A 16,054-nucleotide genomic window follows, 5' to 3' on the forward strand; every position below is an offset into this window, starting at 1 on the left:
GCCGATTACTGTAGTGTTTTATGCCGATGGTGCATCACAAAAAAGGAAGCAGTTAGCCACACATTCAGTCGACATGCGTTGCCTATGATGTGGGATTACGTCGAAGGAAACGCCGTCAGTAGTGCCTCTGGCACGATCGAGGGGATGTTAGATTGGATTCTTGGCGTTCTTTGCACCCTCACGCGAATCGCGAGCTCCCAATGTTCCATCCCCTCCGTTGTAAACGGCTCTGCCACCAACCTGCCCTGGCCAGATTGCCACTTCGACGCCGTGCTCACTGACCCGCCGTATTATGACAACGTGAACTACTCAACCCTTTCGGACTTCTTTTACGTCTGGTTGAAGCGCACAGTTGGGGACCTGTATCCTGAACTCTTTGCAACGCCGCTTGCGCCGAAATCGGAGGAGATCGTCCAAGACCCGAACCGCCAGGGTGGACGGGACGCGGCCAAGGTGTTCTTCGAACAAATGGCTACGCAAGCCTTTCGTGAGATATACCGCGTCCTAAAGCCAGAGGGCATTGCAGTTATCGTCTTTGCCCACAAGACGACGGAAGCATGGGAGGCCATAATCAACGCCTTACTTTCTGCTGGGCTTTACATGACCGCATCTTGGCCCATTCATACCGAAATGCAGGCTAGGCTCAATGCGCAGGAGACCGCTTCGCTTGCGTCCTCAATCTATATGGTCTGCCGAAAGCGAACGACTAATGAGATTGGAGATCTCGGTGTTGTACGGCGGGAGATAGAGCAGGCTGTCAGGAGTCGGCTTACGCAGTTCTGGGAAGAGGGCATCCGAGGAGCTGACTTCTTTATGAGCGCGATTGGACCAGCGGTGGAGGCGTTCGGAAAGTATGAGCGCGTCGAAAAGCCGTCCGGCGAGGCGGTGACAGTTGCGGAACTGCTGGAACACGTCCGCAAGGTCGTGAGTGAGTTTGCCCTTGAGCGCATTATGCAGGACGGCACTTCAATGAGCGGAGTGGATGCAGTCACCAGGTTCTACGTCCTGTTCCGCTGGACGTACAACCACGCTCGTGTTCCTTTCGACGAGGCGCGGAAATTGGCAACAGGAGTAGGGGTGGAGCTCACCAATCTGTGGGACGTGGGCGGCATTGTCCTCAAAGAGAAGGAGTACGTGCGAGTACCTTATCCGCTAGACCGGGCAAAGGACGAGCGGTTCAGACGAAAGACGCAGTTCGGCACGATGATAGACGCTCTTCACTATGCTCTGCATCTCTACGACAGGAATGATCAAAAGAAGCTGGCTGAACACCTTGCCGAGACTTACGGCGGGAACGAAGCGTTCTGGCAGGTGGCTCAGGCGATTTCGGATGTTCTGCCCGATGGAGATAAGGAGAAGCAGCTGCTTCAAGGTCTGCTCTACGGGCGAAGGAGCTACGCGGTGGGAATGGCTCGGGCAGACGAGCATTCCCAGATGCCGCTTGACATTTGAATGGAGGGAGGCCAAGAAAATGAAACCATGGCGTGAAGTAATAACACCGCATGAAGACATAAGAAGGGGAGGCTTTGATGAGTCGGTCTTCGCGGCGGACCTGTCGGATGTCCTAGCCGACCGTGGGCCGGTGGACTATCGCGACGCCCTCACTTTTTGCGCTAAGACGTACCACGCTCAAGGCTTGGTGAACCTAGGTGCGGCTGTGGCGTCCCGGCTGGCGGGAAAGGGCAGTGGCGAGCCGGTCATTCAGATTCAGACGCCGTTCGGCGGCGGCAAGACGCACAGCCTAATTGCCCTTTATCACCTCTTCCGTGGCGTGGAGGGGCTAGAGGAGACCGATTTGGCACAGGCAGTGCTGAAGAAGGCAGAGCTGTCCGAACTGCCGAGAGCGCGGATAGTGACATTCGTAGGCACGGCAGCAGACCCGCTGCAGAAGACAGTATGGGGCGAACTGGCAGAACAGTTCGGGAAGTATGACCTGCTGAAGGCGCATGACGAGCAGCGGCGCTCGCCGGGGAAGGATAACTTGCACAAGCTCCTCTCGGGCGAACCAACGCTCATCCTGCTGGACGAGATTGCAGAGTACGCGGTCAAGGCTAAAGACTATGCAGAGCAAGTAATTGCATTCTTCCAAGAGTTGACAGAGACGGTAAAGGTTTTGCCACAGTGTTCTCTAGTGGCGACTTTGCCATCCAGCGTTCCCTATGGGGAGGAAGGTGAGCGCAGGCTTTCGGAGCTCCAGCGCGTGTTCGGGCGGGTCGAGGCCGTGTACACGCCAGTGGAAGGCGAAGAAGTCTATGAGGTCATCCGCCGGCGGCTTTTCGAGGGAACGCCGGATGCAAGAGAGGTTGCGGCTACGGTGGAGAGCTATTGGGGCATGTACCAGAAACTCGGCGATGACATACCGAGCGAGGCGCGGGAACCGGCCTACCGTGAGAAGATGAAGAAGTCGTATCCGTTCCACCCGGAAGTGATAGATACCCTTTTCGAGCGATGGAGCACCTACGCGACTTTCCAGCGCACACGTGGAGTGCTCCGCCTGTTGGCTCTCATCATCGCTGATCTCTACAACCGCGAGCATTCCGCTCCGCTGATACAGCCAGCACACATCAACCTCGTGAACTCCACGATTCAGCGGGAGTTCCTGAAGCACATCGGGAACGAGTACGAGGGAGTAATAGCGGCCGACATTGCGGATGGAAACGCCAAGGCACAGAAGATCGACCGCGAAATGGGTTCCGAGTATACCAAGTTCGGCATCGCATCCGGACTGGGTACGGCAGTCTTCTTCGGTTCGTTCAGTGGATCGGAACAGAAGGGTATTGGCATCCAGCGGCTTCGGCTTGCAATACTGCGGGAAGGCATACCCCCGGCGATTGTGGGCGATGCGCTGGGCCGGATGGAAGACGAACTTTGGTACCTACACGTCGAGCACGGCATCTACTCATTCTCGACTCAGGCGAACCTGAACCGAGTCATCATCGAAAAAGAAGATGGCGTCAAGGATGAGAACATCCGCGACGAGATTTATAGGCAGGTCGCGAAGTTGGCGGGTACCGATATGAAAACGATCTGCTGGCCAAGGGACACTCAGGATGTGCCCGACACCAAAGAACTGAAGCTGGCGGTGCTTTCGCCCGAATACTCCGTTTCCAGCGGCGGTTCGGTGGCATTCGCGGACGAGCTGTTCAGGAAGGCCGGAACCACTTTCCGCACCTACCAGAACACGCTGGTCGTGGTAGCTCCCAACTCTGGAGAACTGTCGGCAGTGCGTCCTTTGGTGAAGAAATTGCTGGCACTGCGGGCTATCAAAGACGACAAGGCTCTTATGCGTCGACTGTCGGACGACAACAAGAGCACACTCCAGAGCAGGCTAAACGATCTCGAGAGCGACGTGCCGTTCAAAATCCTTTCCGCATACCGGCACATGGCAAAGGCAGGTTGTGACGGAGCGGAATGGCATGATATGGGTATTCCTACCGTCGGGGAGAAAGGTGCACTTTCGAAGCGCGTAAAGGAGTTCCTGAAGGATGACATATTGCTTAGGATGATCACTCCAGACAAGCTCCTGGGGAGGGCATTGAAGAACAATGAGCAAGAGAAACCGGTTTCCGACATCTACGAAGACTTCCTGAAGTATCCGAATTTTCCGATGATCGAGAGCGAATCCGTGGTCAAGACGGCAGTGGCGACCGGCGTGCGACAGGGCACGTTCGGTATACGCGTGGGAGATAAGATATACATCGGCAACGAGCTTCCGTACGATGTGTTAGACGCTGGCGCGATCCTAGTTCGGAAAGAGTTTGCGATAAAGACCAGTCCAGAAGTCTCACCTCCTGCTTTAGGGGAAGATGCGCAGCCTGCCGCAGTCAAGGAACCGACTCCCGTCGAAGGGGTAGCAGCTCCAACAACTGGTGGGTTCAGGAGAGTGACGCTCCGGACAAAGGTTCCTTGGGACAAGCTCTCCGACTTCGTGCGTGGGGTGGTGATGCCCCTACGGAGTGATGGAGCGGAGATGGAGGTAGAAATCTCGGTTCGGGCGCACTCGGACTCTGGGAGCATCCGGCAGAACACCCTCGATCAGCGTGTCCGCGAGACACTGCGTCAAATCGGAGCCGAGGTCGAGGAAGACACGGTGGAGTGATTACACACTCGCAAACGCGGCATGGGTTAAAGAAAAGGTATTCGTACAATGGGCGTCTTTGATCATGCGCTCGCAGTAATCTTTACCCTACTCAGTCTTCTTGGGTTGAGAGAGGCCTATGCGATGGCAATACCTTTGAAGATAACTCCCGAGGAGCTTGAGGCCCTCGCCGCAGAGGTCCGCCAGATAGCCGAAAGCGGCGACACGGACCGGAAGCGGTCTGCTGTCCGGCGGTTCGTCGCCGCTCTTGAGGCTGACCCGGGGAGTCATACCTTCAGCGTTCTAATGCATTCCCCGAGCACGTTTTGTGTACATTCGGTGGTAGCGCCAGGGGGAGTCGAACCCCCGCCGCGGCCTTGAAAGAGCCGTGTCCTAACCGTTAGACCATGGCGCCATTCTCAAATAAAACGCCCATCCTTTTAACCGGACGAGCATTCTAATTATACCTGATTTGCTAGAACTTTGCAATATCCTAAGTCATGCGAATTTATGAATATAGATTTAAGTTTTTGCCACCTTAAAACCTAAATCAGTCAAACTTGCCAGAAAGATGGTTATGAACTCGTTCTTTATTCCCAAACCTCGTCTTTTGGTTCGCGGCTCATAAGATTGGCAACAGCCGTGTGTGGAGATTTGCCCTCGAAGAGCATTGCATAGACCTCCTCGACGATAGGCATTTGGACGTGGTTTGCCCGTGCTAGATTATATGCGGCGCGCGTTGTGGGCACTCCTTCAGCAACCTGGCCAAGTTCCTCAAGTATATTGGCTAGTTTTCGCCCTGCCGCAAGGCCGAGACCCACTCGACGATTTCGGCTCAGTGGGCTAGCGCACGTAGCCATTAGGTCTCCTACGCCAGCTAAACCCATAAAAGTTGCTTGTTGAGCACCTAATCGTATTCCAAGTCGTGTAATCTCAGCCAACCCGCGAGTTAGAAGGGCTGCTTTGGTATTGTCGCCGAAACCGAGACCGTCGCAAACTCCCGCGCCAATGGCTATTACGTTTTTTAGTGCACCTGCTAACTCAACTCCTATGATGTCTGAGTTTGTGTAGACTCGGAGAGTTGGGCACATTAAGAGGTTCTGCGCATATCTTGCCACCGATTGGTCTGGACATGCAGCAACGGTTGCCGTTGGGATGCCTTTGGCAACTTCGAGAGCCAAATTTGGGCCCGAAATCGCCACAATAGGATTTGCGTTTTTGGGTAAAAGCCGCTCTAGGGTCTGCGAGACCGTCAGGCCGGTGGTGCTGTCAAGTCCTTTTGTTCCGCTGATGATGGGTATCCCACGTGGAAGGCACTTCTTAAGCGACTTAGCCGCTTCCACGATGCCTTCCGAGACAACAACAAATATGACCGACTCAGCATCCTCAACTGTCTCCGGCATCGAAGTTGTAAAGGTTAGGTTGCTGGGGAAGGGAAAGCCAGGCAGGAACTTGGGGTTTTCGCCGGCTTTCTCCATTTCAGTTGCTTGGGAGGGGTCCCAGACCCATAATTTGACTTCGTTGCCTTTTTTTGCGAGAAGGAGCGAGAGCGCCGTTCCCCAACTGCCGGCACCCAATACGGCAATTCGGCTCATGATATTTCCTCCTTGGCGATTATAACATTGGCAAACAGATGCGGCAACATTAGAATCGTCTTTGCTCAAAGAAGGTACAAATTTACTGCCTTTGGCGTATATTTAAATGGGTTGTTCATTGACAGTGCAAGCTCCGGACACTTATAATCTCGTTTGGAGGCCCAGTTCATGCCACAGACGGAAAGAGTTAGGTATGGTCGGCGTTCCCAGCGCAGGCGCATAAGGATAATTCTCATCTGTATACAAATATTGCTTCTCTTGGTGCTTGGCATTCTGCTAGGCGGAATCATTGGCGCTTTCTACAGCGTATCGAAGGTTCTCCCTTCGAGCCACGATATAGAGGAGTACCGACCTACCGAGGCGACCCGTATAATTTCAAGCGATGGAGTTGTCCTGGCGGAGGTCTACGAAGAAAACCGCGAGGTTGTGCCGATTACAGATATCCCCAAAGATCTTCAGAATGCTACCGTGGCAATTGAGGACGCCCGTTTCTACAAGCACTGGGGCATTGATTTAAGGGGAATGCTCCGCGCATTTATAGAAAATTTGAAAGCTGGGCGAATGGTTCAAGGCGGCAGCACACTCACACAACAGCTTGCGCGCAATTTATATCTCACCAGGGAAAAGCGGCTTTCACGCAAGCTTCAGGAGATAATTCTTGCACTTCGCATCGAACAAAATTACTCTAAGGAGCAGATACTAGAGCTTTACCTCAATGAAGTCTACTATGGAAGCGGAGCATATGGAGTCCAGACCGCATCTAAGATTTATTTTGGCAAGAACGTGAAGGACCTGACGCTGGCAGAATGTGCTCTCCTTGCAGGGCTGCCCAAAAAGCCATCGGTATACTCGCCCTATGAAAATCTACGTGCTGCAATAGGACGCCGCAGTGTTGTTCTAGATAAAATGGCCGAGTTGGGATACATTACTCGCGAGCAGTGTGAGCAGGCTAAAAGGGAACCTGTTCGTCTTGTAGGTTTAAAGCCTGGCGGGTTGGCTAAGTACAAAGCGCCGTGGTTTGTAACATATGTCCTAAAGCGGCTCACTAGGGAACTTGGTGCGGATATGATTTATAAGGGCGGTCTTGAAGTACATACGACGCTTAACTACGAAATGCAACAGGCTGCCGAGGAAGAACTTCGCAAAGGCGTTGCTGCTGCGAAGTACATGAATGTTACCCAAGGAGCGCTAATATGCCTTGACCCACATAATGGGCACATTAAGGCTATGGTTGGCGGCGTAAATAAGGATTTCACCAAGGATCAATTCAATAGGGTTGTCCAAGCTCGCAGGCAGCCAGGGTCATCATTCAAAGTTTTTGTTTACACTGCCGCAATAGACAATGGCTATGATCCAAGCTATAGAATCTCAAATTCAAGGGTTACTTACGTTGGCTATGGGTCAAAACCCTGGACGCCAAAGAATGCTAACGGCAGGTATGGGGGAACCTATGATTTAAGACAGGCGCTTGCCCAATCAATTAACGTAGTTGCAGTCAAGCTGGCTGACAAAGTTGGAATAGATCAAGTAATTACATATGCACGGCTTCTCGGCATTAAGTCGAAGCTTGAGCGAACCCTTTCTCTTGCTTTGGGCACATCGGTTGTTACGCCGCTTGAGATGGTATCGGCATATTCAGTCATCGCAAATGGGGGCATCCGTGCAGAGCCGATGACGGTTACGAAGATTACGGACGGAGAAGGTGGCATTATAAAAGAATATTCTCCGGTAACCATGCAGGTTCTTAGCAGGCAAACGGCAGAAACAATGAGTGAGCTGCTAAGAGGAGTAGTGCTACAGGGCACTGGACGCGCCGCAAGGGAAGTCCCCGAAGCTCATGGGAAGACAGGGACGACCTCAGACTGCCGGGATGCTTGGTTCATAGGATACACCCCTGAGCTCGCCTGCGCCGTCTGGGTGGGTAATGACGATTTTAGTCCGATGCGCCGCGTCTATGGTGCGAATGTGTGTGCGCCTACGTGGGCTGCTTTCATGAAGCGTGCCCTTGAGATATATAAGCGCGAGAAAAATCCCGAAATGGCAAGGTCAAGGACCGACCTAGAAGAAAAAAGCCGCCGTGAGTCCGAGCGGTCAACTCGTAGAGAGCGTTCCAGCAATGAAGCTCGGTCGCCGCGAACAATAGATGTAACGATATGTACCGAAAGCGGATGCCTGGCGACGAAGGATTGTCCTTCGACATATAGAGCCTCTTTTGAGGTCGGCACCGAACCAATGACATATTGTCCAATTCATGGTTCTCAGGAGGTTAATCAAACGAACCAAGAGGCACAAAATGTTCCTCCTGCTCCTTCTCCGCCTCCTCAGCCTGGGCCATCGCCTACTCCAAGCGATCGTTATGTGACTGTTACGATATGCGTTGACTCGGGCAGAATTGCAAATATTTACTGTCCGGAAACTATAACGCGCAGATACAGGGTGGAGGAAGCACCGAATAAAGTGTGTACTATCCACCGTGCACCGAGGGAGTAAGATGATTGCGATTATTGATTATAAGGCAGGCAACCTAACAAGTGTTCGCCTTGCTTTGGAGCATATTGGCGTGGGGTGCGAGATAACGAGCGATTCGGCGCATATCCTAAGAGCTGAGAGGGTTATTTTCCCAGGCGTCGGCGCCGCAGGCGAGGCGATGAAAAACCTCAATGAACTTGGATTGCTTGAACCTCTGAAGACCGTCGTATCCCGAGGGGTGCCGTTCCTTGGGATTTGTTTGGGAACCCAGATTATCTTTGAATTTTCCGAGGAAGATGGAGGGACGAATTGCATCGGTTTCATTCCTGGATCTGTCAAGCGGTTTGTGCCTTCGAATCCTCTTTGTAAAATTCCGCACATAGGTTGGAATGCGGTAGAATTTCTTCGACAGCATCCCCTTTTGGAGGGAATTGAGGATGGAAGTGAGTTTTACTTCGTTCATAGCTACTACCCATCGCCTTCGGACACCTCGTATATAATAGGGGTAACTGAGTATGCCGATGTGCGATTTGCATCAATTATAGGGAAAGGTAATATATTTGCCACGCAATTCCACCCAGAGCGGTCGGGAAGAATTGGCTTGCGCCTCCTCGAAAACTTTAGCCGGTGGGATGGAAAATGTTGACCAAAAGAATTATCCCTTGTCTTGATGTGCGCAACAAAAAGGTAACTAAGGGGATAAAGTTCCAAAACAACATAGACCTTGGTGATCCTGTTGAAATGGCTGTTGCTTACAGCCAAGGCGGCTGTGATGAATTGGTTTTCTACGACATCACCGCTTCTGCAGAACGCAGGCCAATAGACATAGAAATGGTTAGAGAAGTCGCCAGAGTCGTCCATATTCCTTTCGCAGTTGGCGGCGGCATTGAGAGTCTGGATGACATGTATCGTGTTCTGCTTGCTGGTGCGGAGAAGGTATCAGTAAACTCCCTGGCGGTGAAAAACCCCGCTATAATCGCTGAAGGTGCAAAGGTTTTCGGCAGGCAGTGTATTGTTCTTGGCATGGATCCTGTGAGAACGAATGACACCACTCGGTTCCCTAGCGGCTATGAAATCACTATACGGGGCTTTCGGGAGCGAACGGGACTCGATGCACTTGAGTGGGCTAAGAGGGCTGAAGATTTAGGGGCAGGTGAGATTGTTGTAAATTCAGTTGACGCCGATGGCACGCGTTTGGGCTATGATATCCGCCTCACGCGCCTTATTTCAACGAATGTGAGTATACCTGTTGTAGCTTCAGGAGGGGCAGGCAGTCCTCAACACCTGGTTGATGTCTTTAATGAAGGTTGTGCCGATGCGGCGATTATTGCAAGCATGATTCATACAGGTGAATATACAATCGCCCAAATCAAAGCTGAGCTAGCATCAGCGGGGATACCTGTGCGAAAAAAATGGTAGAAGTCAAAGTCTATCTGATTATGGCTAGAAGAATTACGGCGCTGCCAAATACTACGCGGTAGGCGACGAATATCCCCATACTTCGCTTCTTAAGATAATTGAGCAGAAAACCGATGCAGATATACCCAACAACGGTGGCAACTATTACTCCAAGAATAAATGGCAATATTTGATTGGATGGCAGGCCATCAGTGAATAGATCTTTAAGTTTGTACACCCCTGCTCCAAATATAATTGGTGCTCCTATTAAAAACGAGAACCTCGCGGCAGCTTCCCTTTTAAGTCCACAGAATAGCCCTGCCGTGATTGTTATTCCGGAGCGCGAAACGCCGGGGATTATGGCGAGCGCTTGAGCCAACCCTATGATTATCCAGTCTTTCATGGTAATTTCCTTCAAAGGGCGGCGCTGTTTGCCAAGCCTATCGGCTAAAAGCAAGACAATTCCTGTAACGATTGTCACAGCCCCTATGAGCGTAGGTTTGTTTCTGACACCGTACTCTATAACTTCTTCGAAATACATGCCGGAGAGGGCCGCAGGCACACAAGCGAAAATGACTGGCCAAAGCAGTAGAGCTTCTGAATTGGGTAAACTGTTTCCCGCTTGCTCCCTCTTGAACCTCGACCTTTCGATGGAAGTCCGGACCATTTCATACCATTCCCGCCAAAAGTAGCTAAAAAGCGCAAAGAGCGTACCTAGATGAAGGGCTAAGTCAAATACAAGATCATGAGTTTTCCAATTGGCTATCCATGGGATGATAATAAGGTGGGCAGAGCTGCTAATAGGTATGAATTCAGTTAGACCTTGTACCGCACCGAGGATTATTGCTTCTATAATATGCACTCTAATGCCTTCCTAATTTCAAGAAAGTTTTGAACATTAATAGGTATCCGGCCCGGGTCCCAAATCAGTAGACGATTGAGCCATATGTCTTTCGCCGCTTAGGCCCCATACTCGTACCTTTGGCGGCTTGACTATATAAAACCTTATTAGCACTCTCAAAACTGCTGCTACTGGTGCAGCAAGGAACATTCCTGTTATTCCAAAGAATTGTGCTCCGATTAGTAAGACGATTAGTATCAGCGCTGGGTGGAGCTGCATGCGGTCGCCTATTAGCATGGGCATGATGAATTTACTCTCTATAAAATGGAGAACTGCCACAAAAATTAGCAGGTATAATCCCATCCAAGTCGATTTAGCCATTCCAAGCAGTACGATAAGCAAACCGCTGATTATGGGTCCTATAATTGGAATAGCCCTAGTCACGCCTGCGAACAAGCTCAAGATGAGTATGTAGGGCATTCCTGCCAAACTGAGCCCAGCAGCTACAACGAAGCCGGCAATAATGCACAGTAGGAGCTGGCCAATTATGTAGCTTTTCATTATTGCACTTATCTCGTGGAGGATCGCTAATGCTTCACGTGCCCGTCTCTTCGGAACTAGTCCTACGAACTCTCGTTTTAGTGTTCTACTGCCAAGTACAAAGTAGAAAGCAAGTACTGGAATTGCTATTACGTCTACAAGGTGGGAAACCCAATTTATGGTCTTAGTTATTGCTCCCTTTACCCAAGTTGTCACTTCCGCCCCAAGCTTGGTAAGGTCTTGGGCGCTTAGCAATTGCCGAAGGTCATCAGGGAGCTCCATGTACCATTTCTTGAGGCTTTCGAAAATTTTTGACACTTGCTCGCTAGAACCTTCAAGGCTTGCAACTAGTCCAGCCATTTCTCCTCGGAGAGGCGATATGAACGCAAGTGCAAACGATACAATACCGCTAAGGAGCACAATGAATACGAGAGTTGTAGCTATTATCCGTTGGGTTCGGCGCTTCATGCCGCGCACGCGGTAGGAACATAGAAAATCAACAATTGGCAGCATGGCGTACGCCAGTACGGCTGCGATAATAACAGCGGTTAAAACGGAGCGGGCCTTCCACAAAAAATATGCTAACCCAGCCCACAGAGTAATCCGTAAGGCTATTCTAATCCCTACGCCCCAAACTAATTCGAAAATTCCTTCGACTCGGCTCTTAGGATTCACTAATTCCTCAGTCTAACCCAAAGTATTTGAATAATGCCTCCCTGATTCTAACGGAAGCATGCCCGTCGCCATATGGGTTCACGGCACGGGCCATAGAGTTGTAAGCTTCGTGGTCGGAAAGAAGTCTGGCTGTCTCCGAGACAATTCTTTCGGTGGTTGTGCCGACAAGTTTGCCGGTTCCTGCCTCGACGCCTTCGGGACGCTCGGTAGTATTTCGCATTATTAGAACAGGTTTCCCGAGAGATGGCGCTTCTTCTTGAATGCCCCCTGAGTCTGTCAGCACCAGATATGACCGCTTCAGCAAGTGTACGAAGGGCACATAATCCGGCGGTTCAATTAGGTGAACGCGTTCCGTTTGCCCTAGTTCGGGGAATACTGTCTCCCTAACTATCGGATTCTTGTGTACTGCAAATACAACAAACACGTCCGGGAATTCCTCAACTACCTTTTTAATCGCTTTGCAAATCGATGTCATTGGCTCGCCCCAATTCTCGCGCCGGTGGGCGGTTACGAGAATCATTCGCCGCCCATCGGTGCCAGCGCTTGCGAGAACTGGGTCGTCAAAAACCCAAGGCCGTTCCGCTACTGAGAGAAGCGCATCAATTACCGTATTGCCGGTCACGTATATTTTGTTCGACGGTACTCCTTCAGCAAGGAGGTTCTTTTTTGCCGCCGGCGTAGGTGCGAAATGCAAATCGGCGAGCACTGTTGTCAGCCTTCGGTTTATTTCCTCTGGGAATGGGTCGTATTTATTGTCTGTCCGTAGCCCTGCCTCCACATGCCCAACGGCTACTTTATTGTAAAATGCCGCCAAACATGCGGTGAATGTTGTTGTCGTGTCTCCTTGTGCAAGAACAATATTCGGCTGTTCTTTAAGGATAATGTTTTCTAGGCCCTGCAGGGAGCGGGTAGTTATTTCTGCTAGCGATTGCTTAGTCTTCATGATATCCAAGTCATATTTTGGCTTGACTTGGAAGATGTCAAGGACTTGATGAAGCATTTCGCGGTGCTGGCCGGTGACTGCCACAACCAAGTCTACCTTGTCTGGAAACTTCTGAAGTTCCAGGACTACTGGACACATTTTTACGGCGTCCGGTCGCGTTCCGAACACTGTCATTACTTTTATCGGCATCGAGGGTCCCTTTTCTAAAGTTTTCGCTGCATTACCTGCAGGAGAGGATAATTGTTAGCGCCACTATGCCTAATATGCAACAAAGGATGTATATCAAAAGGACAACTTGTTTATGTGTCAAGCCTTTCTCTAGCAGTCTATGATGCAAATGGGTGCGGTCGGCAACATGGACGGGCCGGCGCTCGCGAAACCTTCTCCAAACTACGAAAAATGCATCGAAGATTGGCACGCCAAACACAAGCACAGGAATTGCAATGGCAAAGGCAGCCGCCACCTTGAAGAGTCCCACTATTGATATAGCAGCAAGGGTGAACCCGATAAACTGGCTTCCGACCGTTCCCATAAAGATCTTTGCTGGGTTGAAGTTGAATCTCAGAAAGCCAATGCAAGCTCCGCAAAGTGTCGCTGACATCAGCGCTACCGCAGGTTGCGCTTTGTAATATGCCATTATTGCAAGGAAACCCGATGCAATCGCTCCTATACCCGCAGCCAATCCGTCCAATCCGTCCATTAGGTCCATTGACTTGGTTAGGATGAACACCCAAAGAATGGTCACTGGCCATGAAGCCCATTTTAGCCATATTATTGGCGGGTTTCCGAAAGGATTGGTAATCAGCTGTATGCTTACACCGAATCCCATTAGAACGACCGTGGCTCCAATTATCGAGAGCGCTTGGACGGCGGCTGATAGTTCTTTCATGTCGTCTATCATTCCGGCAGTTGCAAGAAGTGCTCCCGCAACAATGATGCCAATCATTCGTATATCAAGCTTAATTTCAGGGTAGAATTTCCCACCAATGTGTGAAATAAGGAGTATTGTAAAAGTGAAGGCAACGTATACTGCAATTCCTCCCCATCGCGGGATTGGACGGGTGTGGACTCGCCTCTCGCCAGGATGGTCCATAACGTTGAGAGCTATGGCCAGGCGGCGCACAACGGGAGTAAGTGCATATGAAATACCTAATGCAAGCCCAAAGGCGAGGACATGCCAGTTCATTAGCCCATCACCTCGTTGGGGAGATTGGCTCAAGCTCCTTTGTGAATCTTATCAGCTCTACGCCTGCTTCGTTCAATATTTCCGTCGCAAATGGATCCGGATAGTCGCCAATGTAGACGATTCGCACAATTCCAGCATTAACAAGCATTCTTGCACATACACTGCATGGCTGGTGTGTGCAGTATAATGTCGCACCCTTGGTCGAGACCCCATGCTGTGCCGCCTGAATGATTGCGTTCATTTCCGAATGGAGTGCTCGACAAAGCTCCGTACGGGTGCCAGAAGCAATTCCCATTTTGTCGCGTAAACATCCTATATCCAAGCAGTGGGCAAGGCCTGAAGGCGCACCATTGTAACCTGTCGCAAGTATACGTCGGTCGCAAACGATTACAGCACCAATTTGACGCCTAAGACATGTTGACCGCTTTGCCACTACTTGTGCTATTTCCAGGAAATACTTATCCCAATCCGGCCGCGCTCGAGTTCCTTCAGACATAATTTTAACCGCATATTCAATTTTTGGATATCAGCTCCTTCATACAAAACTAGCAAAATCGATTGGGTTATTTATCACGAGAATGCTAGCCGTACAAAGGAAATTGGGCGCATAAATCAGCAACTTTGCCTAGTACTCTGGTTCGTACCGCTTCATCATCTGGGTTTCTTAGTACATCGTTTATTAAGCCGCCTATTGTACGCATTTCTGCCTCGCGCATACCCCTAGTTGTCAATGCCGGTGTTCCAAGGCGTAGGCCGCTTCCTAAGTATGGCTTTTGAGTATCGAATGGAATCGTATTTTTATTGGCTGTTATCCCGGCACTGTCGAGAGCTTCCTGCGCTTGTTTGCCATTTAGACCAAGCGGTGTTAGATCGATTAACATTAGGTGGTTATCTGTGCCGCCGGAAACAAGTCTCAGATCGTGCTGAAGGAGACTTTCGGCAAGGGCGGCCGCATTGTGCCGAATCTGGCGCTGATATGCTTTGAACTCGGGAGTCATCGCTTCTTTCAAAGCAACAGCTTTTGCAGCAATGACGTGCATCAATGGCCCGCCCTGCATTCCGGGGAATACGGCTTTGTCCACCATGTTTGCATATTCTGCTTTGCAGAGAATCATGCCCGACCGCGGGCCACGAAGAGTCTTATGAGTCGTCGTGGTCACAAAATGTGCGTATGGTACGGGTGACGGATGCTCTCCTGCAGCAACCAAACCAGCTATGTGTGCCATGTCTACCATTAAATACGCATTGACGGAGTCTGCTATCTCCCGCATTTTACAAAAATCTATGATTCTCGGGTATACTGTTGCTCCTGCCACTATTAGCTTTGGTTTATGTTCTCGCGCCAGTCTGTAGAGTTCGTCGTAGTCAATTAGCTCGGTCTTCCTATCAACCCCATAGGGGATGACATTGTAGAGTTTCCCAGAGAAATTTACCGGACTACCGTGGGTGAGATGCCCTCCGTGGTTCAAATCCATTGCTAGATAAGTATCGCCTGGTTCCATTACCGCAAAGTAGACCGCCATATTTGCTTGAGCACCGGCGTGTGGCTGGACATTGGCGTGGTCTGCGCCGAATAATTGCTTTGCACGTTCAATGGCTAAACGCTCGGCAATGTCAACGTATTCGCATCCGCCATAATAACGTTTCCCAGGATAACCTTCTGCATATTTGTTTGTCATTATGCTGCCAGTAGCTTCGAGCACCGCCCGACTGACGAAATTTTCAGCGGCAATTAGCTCTAGCTTCCCATTTTGGCGTTTTTTCTCTAGCTCAATAGCTTCGGCAATTTCCGGGTCAACTTCCGATAATGGCGCCGTAAACGATGGATTGGTTACTTTAAGTTCCAACATTGCCTGCGATCAGCCCGCCTCTTTGAAGAATTTTCTTTCAATCTCTGTTATTTTTGCAATACGCTTTGCATGGCGTTCTTCACCAGAGAATTCAGTGAAAAGCCATGTCTTAACAATTTCGATGGCTATTCCAACGCCGATGACTCGCTCCCCTAGCGTCAGGATGTTTGAGTCATTATGGGTCCGGGAAACCATGGCGCTGTATAAGTCGCTGCATGCGGCTGCGCGTATCCCGGGAACCTTGTTCGCAACTATGCACATACCTATACCCGATCCACACACAAGTATACCCCGGTCGAACTCACCTTTTGCGACAGCCTCTGCAACCTGCAAGCCGATATCGGGGTAATCAACACGGTCAGCGCTGTATGTGCCAAAGTCTTTAAACTCTAGGTGTTGTTCGGTAAGGAAGCGAACTAATTCCTCTTTTAGCCAGTATCCTGCGTGGTCAGAGCCAATTGCAATTCTCATAACAAGGG

General features: G+C 50.6%; 13 protein-coding genes and 1 tRNA gene. 5 read left to right on the forward strand and 9 right to left on the reverse strand.

The window, feature by feature from the left end:
• Positions 1 to 1,452, forward strand: a 1,452-nt coding sequence (locus tag K6T99_11400) for a DNA methylase (GenBank protein MCL6520425.1), incomplete at its 5' end; no start/stop codon positions are given.
• 19 nt (positions 1,453 to 1,471) lie between these two features.
• Positions 1,472 to 4,099, forward strand: coding sequence for a DUF499 domain-containing protein (locus K6T99_11405; protein MCL6520426.1), 2,628 nt, complete (start codon positions 1,472 to 1,474; stop codon positions 4,097 to 4,099).
• A 319-nt stretch (positions 4,100 to 4,418) separates the two neighbouring features.
• Here the strand turns inward: K6T99_11405 and K6T99_11410 are convergent.
• Both K6T99_11410 and K6T99_11415 read right to left on the reverse strand, forming a co-directional pair.
• Positions 4,419 to 4,493 (reverse strand) — tRNA-Glu (locus K6T99_11410).
• A gap of 175 nt (positions 4,494 to 4,668) precedes the next feature.
• Positions 4,669 to 5,673, reverse strand: coding sequence for an NAD(P)-dependent glycerol-3-phosphate dehydrogenase (locus K6T99_11415; GenBank protein MCL6520427.1), 1,005 nt, complete (start codon positions 5,671 to 5,673; stop codon positions 4,669 to 4,671).
• Between the two features lie 168 nt (positions 5,674 to 5,841).
• Here K6T99_11415 and K6T99_11420 point away from each other — a divergent pair, with 168 nt between their 5' ends.
• From K6T99_11420 to hisF, 3 genes are read left to right on the forward strand one after another with little or no spacing between them, the layout of a single operon-like run.
• Positions 5,842 to 8,163, forward strand: coding sequence for a penicillin-binding protein 1A (locus tag K6T99_11420; protein ID MCL6520428.1), 2,322 nt, complete (start codon positions 5,842 to 5,844; stop codon positions 8,161 to 8,163).
• Position 8,164: 1 nt separating this feature from the next.
• Positions 8,165 to 8,788 (forward strand): imidazole glycerol phosphate synthase subunit HisH, encoded by a 624-nt coding sequence (gene hisH / locus K6T99_11425; protein ID MCL6520429.1) that lies wholly within the window; start codon positions 8,165 to 8,167, stop codon positions 8,786 to 8,788.
• Positions 8,782 to 9,561, forward strand: a complete 780-nt coding sequence (hisF, locus tag K6T99_11430; GenBank protein ID MCL6520430.1) for an imidazole glycerol phosphate synthase subunit HisF — start codon at positions 8,782 to 8,784, stop codon at positions 9,559 to 9,561. Before hisH ends, hisF begins: the two co-directional genes overlap by 7 nt.
• Before the next feature lie 10 nt (positions 9,562 to 9,571).
• On the opposite strand, the gene uppP is transcribed toward hisF, so the two are convergent.
• From uppP to rpiB, 7 genes are all read right to left on the reverse strand, one after another.
• A complete protein-coding gene (gene uppP, locus K6T99_11435; GenBank protein MCL6520431.1) occupies positions 9,572 to 10,402 on the reverse strand; it encodes an undecaprenyl-diphosphatase UppP in 831 nt (276 codons plus the stop codon).
• A 36-nt stretch (positions 10,403 to 10,438) separates the two neighbouring features.
• Positions 10,439 to 11,596 (reverse strand): AI-2E family transporter, encoded by a 1,158-nt coding sequence (locus K6T99_11440; protein MCL6520432.1) that lies wholly within the window; start codon positions 11,594 to 11,596, stop codon positions 10,439 to 10,441.
• Positions 11,597 to 11,603: 7 nt separating this feature from the next.
• Positions 11,604 to 12,728 carry a UDP-N-acetylglucosamine 2-epimerase (non-hydrolyzing) gene (gene wecB, locus K6T99_11445; GenBank protein ID MCL6520433.1) on the reverse strand — a complete coding sequence of 375 codons (1,125 nt, stop codon included), beginning with the start codon at positions 12,726 to 12,728 and terminating at the stop codon, positions 11,604 to 11,606.
• A gap of 31 nt (positions 12,729 to 12,759) precedes the next feature.
• Positions 12,760 to 13,725, reverse strand: a complete 966-nt coding sequence (locus K6T99_11450; protein ID MCL6520434.1) for an undecaprenyl/decaprenyl-phosphate alpha-N-acetylglucosaminyl 1-phosphate transferase — start codon at positions 13,723 to 13,725, stop codon at positions 12,760 to 12,762.
• Positions 13,726 to 13,732: 7 nt separating this feature from the next.
• Complete coding sequence (locus K6T99_11455; protein MCL6520435.1) at positions 13,733 to 14,221, reverse strand: cytidine/deoxycytidylate deaminase family protein; 489 nt, start codon at positions 14,219 to 14,221, stop codon at positions 13,733 to 13,735.
• Between the two features lie 85 nt (positions 14,222 to 14,306).
• Complete coding sequence (locus K6T99_11460; protein ID MCL6520436.1) at positions 14,307 to 15,575, reverse strand: serine hydroxymethyltransferase; 1,269 nt, start codon at positions 15,573 to 15,575, stop codon at positions 14,307 to 14,309.
• A 9-nt stretch (positions 15,576 to 15,584) separates the two neighbouring features.
• The gene (rpiB, locus tag K6T99_11465) at positions 15,585 to 16,046 is read right to left on the reverse strand and encodes a ribose 5-phosphate isomerase B (GenBank protein MCL6520437.1); all 462 of its coding nucleotides are present in this window, start codon (positions 16,044 to 16,046) and stop codon (positions 15,585 to 15,587) included.
• Between the last annotated feature and the right edge of the window lie 8 nt (positions 16,047 to 16,054).

The organism is Armatimonadota bacterium (genome assembly GCA_023511795.1).
GTDB lineage: Bacteria > Armatimonadota > UBA5829 > DTJY01 > DTJY01 > JAIMAU01.